The sequence below is a fragment of the Pseudacidovorax sp. 1753 genome (assembly GCF_040544975.1).
Classification (GTDB): Bacteria; Pseudomonadota; Gammaproteobacteria; order Burkholderiales; family Burkholderiaceae_C; genus Xenophilus.
Map to the genome: position 1 here is coordinate 71,187 of NZ_JBEPKY010000027.1, position 14,223 is coordinate 85,409.

Here is a 14,223-nt window from a genome sequence, read left to right on the forward strand (position 1 = left end):
GTCGAAGCGGGTCAGGGGGTCATCATGCGGGCGGTGCCGCGCACGCGGATCGAAGCGCCCGGCGTCGGAGCGATATCCGCCTGCAGGCGGCAGAGCACGCCCATGTCCTCGCCCTGCGTGATGGCGATGGTGCCGCCATGGGGCCAGCCCCGGTCGCGCAGGTAGCCGCCCAGCGCGGCGGCAGCGGCGCCGGTGGCCGGGTCTTCGTAGACGCCACCGCCTGCGAAGGGATTGCGCACATGGAAGCGCTGGGGGCTTTCGGCATGCGCCAGCACGATCGTCGCCAGGCCTGCGCGCTGCATCAGTTCGCGCCCGGTCTCGAAGTCGTAGTGCATGGCGGCCAGCCGGGCCCGGTCCCGAAGGGCCAGCAGAAAGTGGTCGGCGCCGCCGTGGATCAGGGCCGGGGGAAGGCACGGGTCCAGGTCGGACTCGGCCAGGCCGAACAGCGCAAGGGCCTCGGCCTTCCAGGCGGCGTCCAGGGGCTGGCTGCGCGTGGGCGGCGACTGCAGCGCGGCCTGCATGAGGCCGTCCGCCGATGGGCGGTCGCGGCTTCCCTCCACCGTGATCCGCGCGGCGTTGAGCGTGAGCGCGAACGTCCCGTCGCCGTACGCTCGCGCCAGTGCGGCACCCAGGGCGATGGTGGCGTGGCCGCAGAAAGGCACTTCGGCCGCCGGAGAGAAGTAGCGCACCCGCCAGGCGCCGTCCGCCATCGGCGCGGCAAACGCGGTTTCGGAATAGCCGAGCGTGGTGGCGAGTTGCTGCATCTGCCCGTCGTCGGGCAGGCTGTCGCCGATCACGACGCCCGCCGGGTTGCCGCCGCGTGGGCCGTCGGAGAAGGCGGCGATGTGCTGGACATTCATGGTGTCTGGAGCTTGCAAGTGCGCGAGGCAAGCGCGATCAGGCCACGGCAGGGCGCGCCATCACCAGCAGCCGCAGCGCCAGGCCGAACATCACACTGGCCAGCAGCCGCTGGCGCAGGCGCGCGCTGCCTTCGCCTGCGGCCATGCGCCGCGCCACCAGGCCCGCGGCGCTGCCCAGCGACGTGTTGAAGGCCAGCGAGACGACCGCCATGACGGCGCCGAGCTGCACCATCTGCACGCCGACCGGCCCCCGGTCGGGATGCGCGAACTGCGGCAGGAAGACGACGAAGAAGAGCAGCGCCTTGGGATTCATCAGCGTATGGAAGAAGCCCATGCGCGCGATGTGCAGGCCGCGCCAGGGTCCGGCACCTTGTGCTGCTGCCGTACCGGAGCCGGCGCGCAGGGCCTGCACGCCCAGCCACACCAGGTAGGCCGCACCGGCCCAGCGCAGCAGGTCGAAGGCCGGGGCCCATGCAGCCATCAGCGCGGCCACGCCGCTGGCCGCGGCCAGCGCGAGCACCAGGTCGGCCAGGGCGATGCCAACGGCGCCCGCGAATGCGCCGCGCGGGCCGTGCGCCGCACCCTGCGCCAGGATGAAGGCCATGTTCGGCCCCGGCGAGGCCAGCAGCGCGAGCACGGCCAGCAGGAAGAGGCCCAGGGTGGTGGCGGCGATCATGGGTGCATCTCCGTTGATCAGGCGGGCGTCATGGCCGCCGGCAGGTAGGGCCCGACGGCGGCCATCGCGCGGGCCACGTAGTCCTCCTTCTCGCCGACGGGCGCGACGTAGTGCAGCGCGTCGCGGGCCGCGGCGATGCCTTCGCTGCGCGCAATCAGCCAGGCGGCCAGGTAGGGCGACGCCAGGCAGCCGCCGGCCGTGGCCACGTTGCCGTCGGCGAAGAAGGGCTGGTCGAGTACGCGCACGCCGGCTTCCTGGACCCAGGGCTTGGTCGTGAGGTCGGTGCAGGCGGGCACCGTGCCCAGCAGGCCCAGGCGCGCCAGCACCAGCGTGCCGGAGCACTGGGCGCCGATGAGCTGGCGCGCCGGGTCGAGCCGCAGCTGCGCCATCAGTGCCGCATCGGCCACCACCTCGCGCGTGCGGATGCCGCTGCCGACCAGCACGGCGTCGGCCTGGGCGGCTTCTTCCAGCGTGGCGGTGGCGTCGAGCGTGACGCCGTTCATCGACGTGACGCGCGCCGTCGGCGCGGCCAGCGTGACGCGCCAGCCGGGCCGCTTGATGCGGTTCAGCACGCCCAGCGCGATCAGCGAGTCGAGCTCGTTGAAACCGTCGAAGGTGAGGATGGCGATGTGCATGGTGCGGGCCTCGGCGACGGCGTCAGTGGGCGGCGGCCAGCTGCTGCTGCACCTGCGCCGCGGCGCGGTGGGCCAGCGCCTCGCGCACCGTCTCGGCCAGGGCGGCGATGGCGGTGGCGATCTGCTGCTCGGTGGCGGTCACGAAGGACAGGCGCAGCGTGCGCGGATCGGGCTCGCCGGCATAGAAGGGCGAGCCGGGCACGAAGGCCACGTTGCGCTCCACGGCCTGGGCCAGCAGCGCCGTCGCGTCGATGCCCTCGGGCATGCGCAGCCACAGGAACATGCCGCCCTTGGGCACGTTGAACTCGACGTCCAGGCCCTTCATCTCGCGCTGCAGGGCGCCCACCATGGCGTCGCGCTGGGCCTTGTAGAGCGCGCGGATCTTCGGCACATGCCGCTCCAGGAAGCCGCCCTGCATCACCGTGCTCACCATGCGCTGCGTGAAGATGGGTGTGTGCAGGTCCACTGCCTGCTTGGCCTGCAGCAGCTTGGGGTACAGCGCCTTGGGGGCCACCAGGAAGCCCAGCCGCAGGCCCGGCGCCAGCACCTTGGAGAAGGAGCCCAGATAGATGCAGCCCTCGGGGTTGCGCGCCGTGAGCGGCAGCGGCGGCGCTTCGTCGAACCACAGCTCGCCGTAGGGGTTGTCCTCGACGATGGGCAGGCCCGCGGCCTGGGCGGCGGCCGAGACGGCAGCGCGGCGCGCCTCGCTCATGGTGCGGCCGGTGGGGTTCTGGAAGTTGGGCAGCAGGTAGATGAAGCGTGCGTCCGCGGCCTTCCCGCTCAGGTCCTCGGGCAACACGCCTTCGGCATCGCTGGCCACGCTCACGGCCTGGGGCTCCATGGGGCTGAAGGCCTGCAGCGCGCCGAGATAGGTGGGCGTCTCCACCAGCACCTTGCTGCCGGGGTCGATCAGCACCTTGGCGATCAGGTCCAGGCCCTGCTGCGAACCGGTGGTGATCAGCACCTGGTCGGCATCCACGTCCCAGGGCAGCATGTCGGCCACGGCCTGGCGCAGCGGCGCGTAGCCCTCGCTGGCCGCGTACTGCAGGGCGCCCTGGCCGTCGGTGGCCAGCACCTCGGCGCAGGCGGCAGCGAATTCCGTGACCGGAAAGGTCTTGGGCGAGGGCAGGCCGCCGGCCAGGCTGATCACGTTGGGCCGCTCCGTCACCTTGAGGATCTCGCGGATGGCGGAGGGGTTCATCTTCTCGGCGCGGGCGGCGAGTTTCCAGTGGGTCATGGTGGGCTCCTTGTCGGTCGTTATTGGGCCGGGCCTCGGTGGACCCGGCAGGGTTTTGCAAGAGGGTCAGTCGGCGATCGCTCGCGCGGCGGCGGGCGGCTGGGCGAGCTTCTTGCCGAGCAGCACCGTCGCCACCACGGCGAGGGCGAAGCCCAGCGTCATGGCGTCGATGCGCTCGCCCAGGATGGGCACCGCCGCCAGGATGGAAAAGAAGGGCTGCAGCAACTGCGCCTGGCTCACGCGCAGCGCGCCACCCAGCGCGAGGCCACGGTACCAGGCGAAGAAGCCCGCCCACATCGAGAACACGCCCAGGTACACCAGGCCGCCCCAGGCGACCGGCGCCACCGGCGCGGTGGGCCACAGCACGAAGGTGGCGGGCAGCGTCACCGGCAGCGCCAGCACGCAGACCCAGCAGATCACGCGTTCCGCACCCAGGGCGGGCGTGACCTGCGCGCCATAGATGTAGCCGGCCGAGGCGGCCACCACGCCGCCCACGAGCAGCAGGTCGGCCGGGTCCAGGCCGAAGCCGCCCTGCGGTGAGGCGCGCAGCAGCGAGAAGACGATCACCAGCGCGCTGCCGGCCACCGCGCACAGCCAGAAGCCCCAGTGCGCCCGCTGGCGCAGCACCAGCGCGGCGATCACGGCCGTCACCAGCGGCAGCAGGGCCGTGACCACCGCCGCATGCCCGGCCGTGACCGTGCGCAGGGCCAGCGCCAGCAGCAGCGGATAGCCCAGGGCATTGCCCAGCGTGGCCAAGGCCAGCGGGCGCCAATGCCGGCGCTGCGGCAGCGGCGAGCGGGTGGCGAGCAGGAAGGCCGCCGACAGCAGCCCCGCCAGCGCCGCGCGGCCCAGGGTCACGAACCAGGGCGAGAGCTGCGGCGCCTCGGCCGTGCCCGTGGCCAGGCGGGTGGCCGGCAGCGTGATGCCGAACACGGCCACGCCCAGGATGCCGAGCCACAGGCCCAGGCGCTGGTCGCGGGCGTGCGTGCTCGTGCTCATGCCTTCACCATCCACGCCGCCGTCAGCACGAGCAGCAGCGCCATCGCGCGGTTGAACATCAGCAGTCGCCGACCCTGCGCCAGCCAGCCGCGCAGCAGCGCGCCGGCAGCCGCATAGGCCAGGTTGCTCGCGAGCGCGAAGAGGATCATCACGCCCGTCACGATGCCCGTGCGCACCATCGGCTGCGCCTGCCCGCTCACCCAGCCCGCCACGATGGCCAGGGCCAGCAGCCAGGCCTTGATGTTGACGAACTGCAGGCCCACGCCCTGCCAGAAACCCACCTGCAATTGCGCGGCCGAGGCCTGCGCCATCCGGTCTGCGCCCCACAGGCGCCAGGCCATCCACAGCAGGTAGGCAATGCCCGCGGCCTTGACAGCCACGCGCACCGCGGGCGCGGCGGTCACCAGCGCACCCAGGCCGGCCGCCGTCAGCAACAGCAAGAGGCTCCAGCCCACCGGCACCGCGCAGACGAAGCGCATGGCCCGCGGCAGGCCGCCATTGGCGGCCAGCGTGGTCGAGAGCGTGGTGTTGGGGCCCGGCGAGAAGCTCATCGCCGAGGCCAGCACCAGCAGCGCGGTGAATTCTTGCCAGGTCATGGAGGGCCACTCTACACTTTGGCGCCAGTACAGAAGCAATACAGTTTTGCGAACAATCAGGCCCATCTGTATTGGTGGGCGCACCAGCACACATGCTCACTCGCACCCACAGCCAGACCCTCACCGAGCAGTTGGCCGCGCTGTTTGCCGAGCGCATCCGCAACCGCCTGCTGGCGCCCGGCGCGCGGCTGCCGTCGGTGCGCGAATGTGCCCGCCAGCACAGCGTGAGCCCGCACACCGTGGTTGCCGCCTACGACCAGCTGCTGGCGCAGGGACTGGTGGAGGCCCGCCGCCAACGCGGCTTCTTCGTGCGGCAGGCCGAGGCGGCCGACCGCGCCGAGCCTGGGGCCCGCGCGGTGCCCGTCGCGCCCGTCGCCACCGTGCTGGCTGCAGCGCCTGCCGCCCCGGCCGACGCCAGCACCCTGATCCGCGGCATGTTCCACCGTCAGAGCGACAAGCCGCAGCCCGGCATGGGCGTTCTGCCGCCCGACTGGCTGGACAGCAGCTTCATGCCCGCCGCCGTGCGCCGGGTGACGGGCCCCGCGGCGTTGCGCGAGTTCTCGCTGCAGTACGGCGATCCGGCCGGCGACGCCACGCTGCGCGCCAGCCTGGCGCAGAAGCTGGCCGGCCTGCAGCTGCCGGTGACGCCGGCGCAGATCGTCAGCACCGTGGGCGCCACCCATGCGCTGGACATCGTCAGCCGCACCCTGCTGCGCGCCGGCGATCCGGTGATGGTCGAGGAGCCCGGCTGGGCGGTCGAATTCGCCCGGCTGGAGGCCCTGGGCATGCGCGTGCTGCCCGTGCCGCGCCGTGCCGACGGGCCCGACCTGGCCGTCATGCAGCGCTACTGCGAAGCCCATGCGCCCAAGCTCTTCGTCAGCGTCAGCGTGCTGCACAACCCCACCGGCCATTGCCTGTCGCCCGGCAGTGCCCACCGCGTGCTCCAGCTGGCGGCGCAGCACGACTTCCACATCGTCGAGGACGACACCTACGGCCACCTCGCGCCCGAGCATGCGACCCGGCTGGCCGTGCTCGACGGCCTGCAGCGCGTGATCTATGTGAGCGGCTTCGCCAAGGTGCTGGCGCCCAACTGGCGCATCGGCTTCCTGGCGGCCGCGCCGCCGCTGGTGGAGCGGCTGCTGGAGACCAAGCTGCTGGCCACGCTGACCACGCCGGCCCTGTTCGAGCGGGCGCTGGCCTGGTGCATCGACCAGGGCCAGCTGCGCCGCCATGTGGAGCGCATCCGCCTGCGCCTGGACGGCGCCCGCGGCCGCGCCGTCAAGCTGGCGCTGGCCCACGGCTGCACGCTGGCTTCGGAGCCGGCGGGCCTCTTCGGCTGGCTGGACACGGGCGTGGATACCGACACGCTCACCCAGCGCATGCTGGACCAGGGTTACCTGCTGGCGCCGGGCTCGCTGTTCCATGCGCGGCGCCAGCCCACCACGCTGATGCGCATCAACTTCGCCACCGCGCAGGACGCCAGCTTCTGGAAGGCCTTCGGCCGTACGCGCGACGCGATGCGCTAGTCAGTCCTCGGCGCTTGCGCTCCAGAAGGCCTGCTGGACGCCCGGGAGGGCCGACAGGGCTTGCGTGACCCGGTCGAGCGCCTCGGCCTCCACCGCCGTCGCATACAGCACCGCCTCGATCTCCGCATCGCCCTGGCCGAAGGGATGCTGATCGATTTCGCGCACCGGGTAGCTGGCGGCGGCCAGGCGCTCGACCAGTTCCTCGCGCATCTGCGCCTGAACCGGCCGTGCGCAGATCACGTAGACCGAATACGCGGCCTCGGTGATCTCCTCCACCACCGGCTGACGGTTGATGCGGTTGACCACCGGCCGCAGCAGCGTGTTGCTGGCCAGCACGAACAGGGCTGCGACGATGGCTTCGCCCAGCAGATCGGCACCGGCGCAGGCGCCTACTGCCGCCGAGCCCCACAGCGTGGCCGCCGTGTTGAGCCCGCTGATGTTGGCGCCTTCCTTCATGATCGCGCCCGCGCCCAGGAAGCCGATGCCCGAGACCACGTAGGCGACCACATGCACCGCGCCATCGCTGCCATGCAGCCGGTTGGCCATGTCCACGAACACCGCCGCGCCGACGGCCACCAGCGTGTTGGTGCGCAGTCCGGCCGTGCGCTGGCGGATCTGCCGCTCCAGCCCGATCATGCCGCCGAGCAGAAAGGCCGAGCCGATGCTCACGAGCGTGTCGAGCAGCGAAGGAAGGTTGAAGTTCTGGAGGGCTTGCATGGGGAGGACGCGGCGCGTGGGCGCGCATCATCCACCATCCCTGTGACGGCGGCGCTCAGCCGCCGAGCGCCACCTGCCGGATCGCCCGCCCCACCGATTCCAGCACCGACCCGGCCTGCTTCTGCTCGTCCAGGTCGGCCGTGCAGGCCACGATCACCAGCGCCTTCTGCAGGTCGTCCGGGTCGAGCACGCCGGCATGGCAGGCCCGGCGGTGCTGGGTGCCGGTCTTGTGGATGAAGGCATGGTCGCGCGGCAGGCCGGCCTGCAGCCGGTAGCCGGTGTAGATGTCGTGCTTCATCGCCTTGTAGAGCAGCGCCCGCGGCGGCCCCTCGGGCAGCACCTGGCCGCGCACCAGCCGCTCCAGCATGGCGCCATAGGCGATCAGCGTGGTGGTGTTCAGGTCGCGGCGGTAGTAGCGCTCGTAGGCCTCGTCCATGCCGGTGGTGGCGAGGTCGGTGCGCTTCACGTCGACGGCGCGGCGGATGGCCTCCACACGCGCTGGCCCGTTGCGGGCCGAGGCGATGCGCACCAGCGTGCGGTTGTCCAGGTCGCGCGCCTTCGGGTGCACCTCGGCATACACGTCGCGCCGCACCTGCGCGAAGGTGGTCAGCGTGACGTTGGGCGTGCCCATGGCCTGGCGCGTGCCGTCGTTGAGCGTCTGCACGGTCACGGTGCGGATCAGCATGTTGGCGGCCGTGTTGTCGCTTTCCAGCAGCATGCGTTCGATCAGCGTGCGCAGGCTGTAGCGGGTGCCGGTCTCGTTCCAGACGATGTTGCCCACGTCGATGCGGTCGCCGTCTTCCAGCGCCAGTTCGTCGTCCAGCGAGCGGCGGCCGTCCTGCACCTGACGCAGCACGGCCAGTGCGACCGGCACCTTGGCCATGGAAGCCAGGTACCAGCGCTGGTCGGCACCATGGTTCACCTCGCTGCCGTCCGACAGGCGCTTGACATACACGCCCAGGCGCCCGGGGGTCTGCTGGTCGATGCGCGCGATGCGCTTGGCCAGGCGCTGCTGCCAGGCGCCGTCTTCGGCGGCCTCAGCGCGCCAGGCCGGCAGCAGCAGCGCCGTGGCGATCGTCAGGCATGAAAGCAGGGCAGGTGGGCGCATCGGGGGTTCCTTGCGTGAGCAATCCGGATCGGCACAGGGCGGAGGCAGTCTGGGCCAGCAGGTGTTCGGCACGGCCGAGGCTGGGTGCGTCGCGCACGCAGGCCACCAGCACCACCGGGTGTCGCGCCTCGGTGCCGGGCATGCGCACCAGGCCGGCATCGCAGATGCGGCGGCGCTGGGTGCCGGTCTTGTGGGCGAAGCGCGCCTGTGGCGGCAGCCCGGCGCGCAGTCGCTGCGGGCCGGTGGCGACGTCTTCCATCAGCTTGAGCAGCGTCTGCGTGGCTTCTGCGCCCAGGGCACGGCCTTCGGTCAGGGCGACGAGGATCTGGGCATAGGCATCCAGCCGGCCGCTGTTGAGGCCCTCGGCGTAGTACGCGTCGTAGGCGGCATCGAGGGAGCCGGCCTTGAGCTGACCGGGGGACAGGGCCAGCAGTTCGGCGAGCTGGCGGCGCCGCGCCGCGTCGCTGCCGGCGCGGTGCAGGGTCAGCAGGTCGTTGCCCGACAGGTGGCTGGCCGCGGGCGTGAGCTGGCCATAGACCTGGCGCCGCACCTCGGCCAGCGGCGTGATGCGTGCAATGCCACGCGGCGCCAGCGTCTGCGCCACGCCGTTCACGGACTGCAGGCCGACCAGGTCGATCAGCATGTCGGTGGCCGTGTTGTCGCTGTAGATGATCATCTGGCCCATGAGCCAGCGCACGCTGAGCGCGCTGCCCAGCGGCTGGCGCAGCGTGGCGCCCGCGCCGTCCACGCGGTCTCCGGCGCGGAAGGTGACGGTGGTGTCCAGCGAGATCTCGCCGCGCTCGACCGCCTGCAGCACGGCGATGGCCACCGGCACCTTGACCATGGAGGCCAGGTACCAGCGCTCGTCCGCCCGGTGGCCGAAGGACTGGCCGCTGCCCAGGTCCAGCACGTACACGCCGATGCCGGTCTGTGGCCCTCCGTCCAGTTGCTGCATGGCGCTGGCCATGCGGGCCCGCCAGTCCGCGCCCGTGCTCGACGTCGGAGGCAGTGCCGGCACGACCGACGGCACCGGCGTCACGTGGGACGGCGTGCCGGGCACGGTGACGGGCGCCGGCGCGAGCGGCTGCACCTGGGCGGTCGCGGCTGCACACAGCGAAAGCAAAAAGGCCGGAGCACCGGGCAGGCGCATGAGGCGGCACAGGCGATGGAGGACGGAAGGGCGCATCGGGTCGTCGGGTTGCGCGAAGGTTGCGGTGGGAAGTCGGTGGCGGAAGTCGGAAGCCGAAATGCGTTGGCAAGGGTGGTCTGCGTGGCGAGCGAGCTGGTCGACCCGCGCCGGAAAGGGGGGCCTGGCCCGCCGCGCCGACTGGACGGGCGCGGGCATTGGCGACAGGTCACAACATCGAGTCGGGCGCGAGGGGGCCGATCAGCCACAGCAAGGCGCGCAGGCTTGCGCTGGTGTCGGGCTCCGTGTGGGCATCCTGCAGGCCGCTGCCGGCCGGCGCCCGCCAGACGAGTGCGCCGCCGGCCGACGGATCGCGTTCCACCTTCCAGGCGCCTTCCTTGAGGCTCTTCTCGACGATGGACGCGGCCTCGGCGGACAGCTCGGGGCTGCGTATCACCAGCGCGATCTCGGTGTTCTGCTTCTGCGATCGCAGGTCGAGGTTCATCGAGCCGATGGCCAGCAGTCGGCCGTCGCGCACGATGAACTTGGAATGCAGCATGGCCTTGGATTCGCCCATGCCGCCCGTCACGCCGCTGCCCGTGCCCAGCGCCTGGCGCAGGCCGGCCTGGTCGGCGCGCATCTCGTAGAGCTCCACGCCCATGTCCAGCAGGTCGGTGCGGTGGCGCGCATAGCCCACATGGGCCACCGGCGCATCGTTGGACGCCAGCGAGTTGGTCAGCACGCGGATGCGCACGCCCCGCTCGCGGGCCTTGGCGAAGGCGTTGCGGATCTCCTTGCCCGGCACGAAGTAGGGCGAGACGATGACCAGGTCCTGCCTGGCCTGGGCGATCAGGGGCAGCACGCCCTCGACCACCGTCTCGCCTGCCGGCATCTCGCCGTGCGGCGCGTCGGGCTTGGCCGGCGCGGGGCCTTCCTTGGCCTGCTCGTCGGCAGGGATCTTGCCGGGCCGGTCGACCAGCAGCAGCGCGGGCGCCCACGTGAACTTCACTGTCTTCAGGTCCATGGGCTGTTCGTCCCAGCCTGGGCGCTGGGCAGCCTTGCTGTCGCCGAAGGCGGCAGCGCTTTGCGCATCCGGGCGCGGCTCTCCGTCGGGCGGGGAGGGCGCACCTTGCGCGCCCCCGCTGGCGCCCGAGCGCCCGCTTTCGGCGGCCTTCTCGCGGATGCGGTCCATCTCCTTGCGGTCCACCAGCGACTCGACGGGATAGGCGCGCTCGTCGTTCCAGTACTGGTCGAAGCTCTTGGACATCTGCTGCACGATGGGGCCGGCGGCCAGCACGTCCAGGTCGACGAAGTTGCCGGCGTCGCCGCCCAGGCCGAAGTAGGCATCGCCCAGGTTGCGCCCGCCGGTGATGCCCAGCGTGTTGTCCGCGATGAAGAGCTTGTTGTGCATGCGCTGCTGGATGCGGCCTATGTCGCCCAAGGAGACGACGACGCGGCCGATGGACGAGGCGCGTGCGCCGGCGAGCGGGTTGAACAGCCGGATCTGCACATTGGGCGTGTCGGCCAGGCCCAGCACCAGCGCATTGCGGCCGGCGCTGTGGAAGTCGTCGATCAGGATGCGCACCCGCACGCCGCGCCGGGCGGCGTCCTGCACGGCACGCATCAGGCGACCGGTGCTGGCGTCGGCGTGGATCGCGTAGTACTGCAGGTCCAGACTGCGCTGGGCCTGCTCGGCGAGGGCGAGCCGGCTGGAATAGGCGGCCTGCGGGCCGTCGATGAGCATGAAGCCGGAGGTGGTGCGCGGCGCGGCGACAGAGGCGGCCGGCTTGTCCGACCCGTTCTGCTGGATGAACGCGGCGAGCGGGCCGTCCGTCGCCGGTGGCAGGGCCTGCGACACGGGCCGGTTCACGTTCTCCGGCAGGCTGGTGCAGCCCCCCACGGTGGCGCCCAGCAGGGCGGCCGCAGCGAGCAGGGCGGCACCGGCGCCGCGGCGCAATGTCCGGCGACGGAGGGTCAATGAAGGTGGCATTGCACGGGGCTGGCAGGCATGGTGCCCGCGGTATAGCCCGGGGTGGTGCGTCGCCGTGTCGGACAAGGGGGCGCTTCGCGCGACGGAAGGCGCCTTTTTCTGAGGCGCTTTGCGCAACGTGGCGGGACGTGCTCTCGCCGCTTCTGGCGCCCTGGGCGCGGCCTCCGGCGCTCAGCGGGCCTCGAGCACTTCCCAGCGCTCCAGCGCTTCCAGCAGTTCTTCCTCGATCTGCGCGAAGCGTTGCGCCAACTGGGCGCCCCGGCCGGGGTCGGTGCCGTAGATGGCGCCGCCGCCGCGTTCGAGTTCGGTCTGCACCGTCTTCTGCTCGGCTTCCAGGGCCGCAATGCGCGCGGGCAGCGCGTCGAGTTCGCGCTGCTCCTTGTAGCTGAGCTTGCGGCGCGGGGCGGCAGTGGTGGCGTCGGCGACAGGCGGCGTTGCCGTGGCTGGCGCCGCCGCGGGGGAGCTCGACGTTGTCGTGGCGGCCGATGCGGCCGCGATTTCGCGCGCGCGCCGCGACTGGATCAGCCAATCCTGCACGCCACCTTCGTACTCACGCCAGCGGCCATCGCCCTCCGCGGCGATGGTGCTCGTCACCACGTTGTCCAGGAAGGCGCGGTCATGGCTCACCAGAAAGACGGTGCCTTCATAGTCCTGCAGCAGCTCTTCGAGCAGTTCGAGGGTGTCGATGTCCAGGTCGTTGGTCGGCTCGTCCAGCACGAGCACGTTGGCGGGCCGCGCGAACAGGCGCGCCAGGAGCAACCGATTGCGCTCGCCGCCGCTCAGCGAGCGCACGGGGGACTGCGAGCGGGCCGGGGAGAAGAGAAAGTCCGACAGGTAGCTCTTGACGTGCTTGCGCTGCTTGCCGATCTCGATCCATTCGCTGCCGGGGCTGATGAAGTCCTCCAGCGTCGCGTCCAGGTCCAGTGCGTCGCGCATCTGGTCGAAATAGGCGACCTCCAGATTGGCGCCCTGGCGCAGGCGGCCCGCGTCGGGCGCGATCTCGCCCAGGATCAGCTTGAGCAGCGTGGTCTTGCCGGCGCCGTTGGGGCCGATGAGCCCGACCTTGTCGCCGCGCAGGATGGTGGCGGAGAAGTCGCGCACCACGGTGCGCTCGCCGTAGCGCTTGGTCACCTCGGTGAGCTCGGCCACGATCTTGCCGCTGGGCAGGCCGCTGGCCACATCCATCTTGACGCGCCCCAGCGCCTCGCGCCGACTGGCACGGCGGCTGCGCAGCGTCTCCAGTCGGCCGATGCGGCTCTGGCTGCGCGTGCGGCGGGCTTCGACGCCTTTGCGGATCCACACCTCTTCCTGCGCAAGAAGCTTGTCGGCCTTGGCGTTGATCACGGCTTCCTGGGCGAGCTGCTCTTCCTTCTGTACCTGGTAGCGCGCGAAGTTGCCTGGGTAGCTGCGCAACTGGCCGCGGTCCAGCTCGACGATGCGCGTGGCCACTGCGTCGAGGAAGGCGCGGTCGTGGGTGATGGTGACCACGCTGCCCTTGAAGGCGAGCAGCAGCTGTTCGAGCCACTCGATGGCTTCGAGGTCCAGGTGGTTGGTCGGCTCGTCGAGCAGCAGCACATCGGGCGCCGCCACCAGGGCCTGGGCCAGGGCGACGCGCTTGCGCATGCCGCCGGAGAGCGCGCCGATGCGCGCGTCCGGCGCGAGGTTCAGGCGGTGCAGGGTCTCGTCGACGCGCTGCTCCCAGTTCCAGCCCGCCTGCGCCTCGATCTGTGACTGCAGCGCGTCCAGGTCATCGCCCTCGCCGCCAGCCAGGTAGCGGGCGCGCAGTGCGACGATCTCTGCGAGTCCATCGCTGACGGAATCGAACACGCTGTGCCCTGCGTCGAGCACTGGCTCCTGGGCCACATATGCCACGCGCAGCCCCTGCTGCACCTGCATCGTGCCGTCGTCGGTCTTCTCCAGACCACCGAGGATCTTGAGCAGGGACGACTTGCCCGCGCCGTTGCGGCCGATCAGGCCGACGCGCTCCTGGGCCTGCAGCGAGAAATCGGCGTGGTCGAGAAGCGGCACATGGCCGAAGGCCAGCTGTGCGTCCAGTAAGGTGATAAGTGCCATTGGGCGCAGATTATCGAAGCGTGCCGTAGCGGTGCCCGGTGGCCGGGGCAGAAGGTGTCTCGGGCGCACGGAGTGGACTGAATGCAGAGCCCGCTCACCTTTGAGCTGCCGGAGGCGCTTTATCCATCCCTCGTGATTCTCTCCATACAGGTACCCAGTAGGCCGCCCACTTTGCGCGTTACGCAGGATGGCGCAGCGGCAGCTAGTGGCGACAGCGGGCAGCACGCCCACGAGACTGGGGCACCATGTGTTTTTCACTTGCCCTGCACGGCGGCGCCACGCGGGAGCAGGCGACGCACTCTGACGAAGAACGGGCCCGAAAAGAGGCTGTTCATCCCCCTGCTCACGTACGCACGGCCGGCGCGCAGCGCCGCGTCAGCTGCGTGGCGCGGGCATACGCGCAGGATGCCGAGCGCTGCGAGTGTGGGTCACTGGCTCGGCTGCCCCACCCCTCCGCCAACTAAGACTATCCAGAAAGAGCCTCCAAGCTCCGGGGCGAAGCTGAAGCCATCAGCCACGCACCGGGAATCCGAGGTGAGATGCGATTTCTTGTCAGACGGGGCTTGCATTTTTGTCAGCCAGCGCCGTATACTGGCGGGCTCGCTGACTGATACGCAGCCTTTGGTTGCTGAGTTTGGCTGGTGAGGGGTTTGAGAGAGTGGCGGCGGCTTCTGAGTAAA

Annotated in this window: 12 protein-coding genes; 1 reads left to right on the top strand and 11 read right to left on the bottom strand. The window is 71.1% G+C overall.

Annotated elements, in window-relative coordinates; genetic code table 11:
• Positions 1-11: 11 nt before the first annotated feature.
• From ABIC63_RS26330 to ABIC63_RS26355, 6 genes are all read right to left on the bottom strand, one after another.
• Positions 12-860 (bottom strand): PhzF family phenazine biosynthesis protein, encoded by an 849-nt coding sequence (locus tag ABIC63_RS26330; protein WP_354321930.1) that lies wholly within the window; start codon positions 858-860, stop codon positions 12-14.
• Between the two features lie 37 nt (positions 861-897).
• A complete protein-coding gene (locus ABIC63_RS26335; RefSeq protein ID WP_354321931.1) occupies positions 898-1,536 on the bottom strand; it encodes a LysE family translocator in 639 nt (212 codons plus the stop codon).
• Between the two features lie 17 nt (positions 1,537-1,553).
• Positions 1,554-2,171, bottom strand: coding sequence for a DJ-1/PfpI family protein (locus ABIC63_RS26340; RefSeq protein WP_354321932.1), 618 nt, complete (start codon positions 2,169-2,171; stop codon positions 1,554-1,556).
• A 22-nt stretch (positions 2,172-2,193) separates the two neighbouring features.
• A complete protein-coding gene (locus tag ABIC63_RS26345) occupies positions 2,194-3,408 on the bottom strand; it encodes an aminotransferase-like domain-containing protein (protein WP_354321933.1) in 1,215 nt (404 codons plus the stop codon).
• A gap of 66 nt (positions 3,409-3,474) precedes the next feature.
• On the bottom strand, positions 3,475-4,407 hold the full coding sequence (locus ABIC63_RS26350) for a DMT family transporter (protein WP_354321934.1): 933 nt from the start codon (positions 4,405-4,407) through the stop codon (positions 3,475-3,477).
• Positions 4,404-5,003, bottom strand: a complete 600-nt coding sequence (locus ABIC63_RS26355) for a LysE family translocator (protein WP_294376108.1) — start codon at positions 5,001-5,003, stop codon at positions 4,404-4,406. The genes ABIC63_RS26350 and ABIC63_RS26355 overlap by 4 nt, the downstream gene beginning before the upstream one ends.
• A gap of 92 nt (positions 5,004-5,095) precedes the next feature.
• On the opposite strand from ABIC63_RS26355, the gene ABIC63_RS26360 reads away from it, so the two are divergent.
• Positions 5,096-6,529, top strand: coding sequence for an aminotransferase-like domain-containing protein (locus tag ABIC63_RS26360; protein WP_354321935.1), 1,434 nt, complete (start codon positions 5,096-5,098; stop codon positions 6,527-6,529).
• Here ABIC63_RS26360 and ABIC63_RS26365 read toward each other — a convergent pair whose 3' ends face one another.
• The 5 genes from ABIC63_RS26365 to ABIC63_RS26385 form a co-directional block, all read right to left on the bottom strand.
• The gene (locus ABIC63_RS26365) at positions 6,530-7,246 is read right to left on the bottom strand and encodes an MgtC/SapB family protein (RefSeq protein WP_354321936.1); all 717 of its coding nucleotides are present in this window, start codon (positions 7,244-7,246) and stop codon (positions 6,530-6,532) included. It lies immediately after the preceding gene.
• 55 nt (positions 7,247-7,301) lie between these two features.
• On the bottom strand, positions 7,302-8,354 hold the full coding sequence (locus ABIC63_RS26370) for a serine hydrolase (protein ID WP_354321937.1): 1,053 nt from the start codon (positions 8,352-8,354) through the stop codon (positions 7,302-7,304).
• Positions 8,284-9,540, bottom strand: coding sequence for a serine hydrolase (locus ABIC63_RS26375; protein WP_354321938.1), 1,257 nt, complete (start codon positions 9,538-9,540; stop codon positions 8,284-8,286). The genes ABIC63_RS26370 and ABIC63_RS26375 overlap by 71 nt, the downstream gene beginning before the upstream one ends.
• Positions 9,541-9,709: 169 nt before the next feature.
• On the bottom strand, positions 9,710-11,470 hold the full coding sequence (locus tag ABIC63_RS26380) for a phospholipase D-like domain-containing protein (RefSeq protein WP_502935915.1): 1,761 nt from the start codon (positions 11,468-11,470) through the stop codon (positions 9,710-9,712).
• A 171-nt stretch (positions 11,471-11,641) separates the two neighbouring features.
• Entirely contained in the window at positions 11,642-13,543 is a 1,902-nt protein-coding gene (locus ABIC63_RS26385; protein ID WP_354321940.1) for an ATP-binding cassette domain-containing protein, read from the bottom strand.
• Positions 13,544-14,223 lie beyond the last annotated feature (680 nt).

What these genes read in the sequence shown, in the direction of transcription:
- ABIC63_RS26370 (WP_354321937.1), bottom strand. Translation starts at nt 8,354, where the DNA reads ATGCGCCCACCTGCCCTGCTTTCATGCCTGACGATCGCCACGGCGCTG.
- ABIC63_RS26355 (WP_294376108.1), bottom strand. Translation starts at nt 5,003, where the DNA reads ATGACCTGGCAAGAATTCACCGCGCTGCTGGTGCTGGCCTCGGCGATG.
- ABIC63_RS26360 (WP_354321935.1), top strand. Translation starts at nt 5,096, where the DNA reads ATGCTCACTCGCACCCACAGCCAGACCCTCACCGAGCAGTTGGCCGCG.
- ABIC63_RS26345 (WP_354321933.1), bottom strand. Translation starts at nt 3,408, where the DNA reads ATGACCCACTGGAAACTCGCCGCCCGCGCCGAGAAGATGAACCCCTCC.
- ABIC63_RS26330 (WP_354321930.1), bottom strand. Translation starts at nt 860, where the DNA reads ATGAATGTCCAGCACATCGCCGCCTTCTCCGACGGCCCACGCGGCGGC.
- ABIC63_RS26385 (WP_354321940.1), bottom strand. Translation starts at nt 13,543, where the DNA reads ATGGCACTTATCACCTTACTGGACGCACAGCTGGCCTTCGGCCATGTG.
- ABIC63_RS26380 (WP_502935915.1), bottom strand. Translation starts at nt 11,470, where the DNA reads ATGCCACCTTCATTGACCCTCCGTCGCCGGACATTGCGCCGCGGCGCC.
- ABIC63_RS26365 (WP_354321936.1), bottom strand. Translation starts at nt 7,246, where the DNA reads ATGCAAGCCCTCCAGAACTTCAACCTTCCTTCGCTGCTCGACACGCTC.
- ABIC63_RS26350 (WP_354321934.1), bottom strand. Translation starts at nt 4,407, where the DNA reads ATGAGCACGAGCACGCACGCCCGCGACCAGCGCCTGGGCCTGTGGCTC.
- ABIC63_RS26340 (WP_354321932.1), bottom strand. Translation starts at nt 2,171, where the DNA reads ATGCACATCGCCATCCTCACCTTCGACGGTTTCAACGAGCTCGACTCG.
- ABIC63_RS26335 (WP_354321931.1), bottom strand. Translation starts at nt 1,536, where the DNA reads ATGATCGCCGCCACCACCCTGGGCCTCTTCCTGCTGGCCGTGCTCGCG.
- ABIC63_RS26375 (WP_354321938.1), bottom strand. Translation starts at nt 9,540, where the DNA reads ATGCGCCCTTCCGTCCTCCATCGCCTGTGCCGCCTCATGCGCCTGCCC.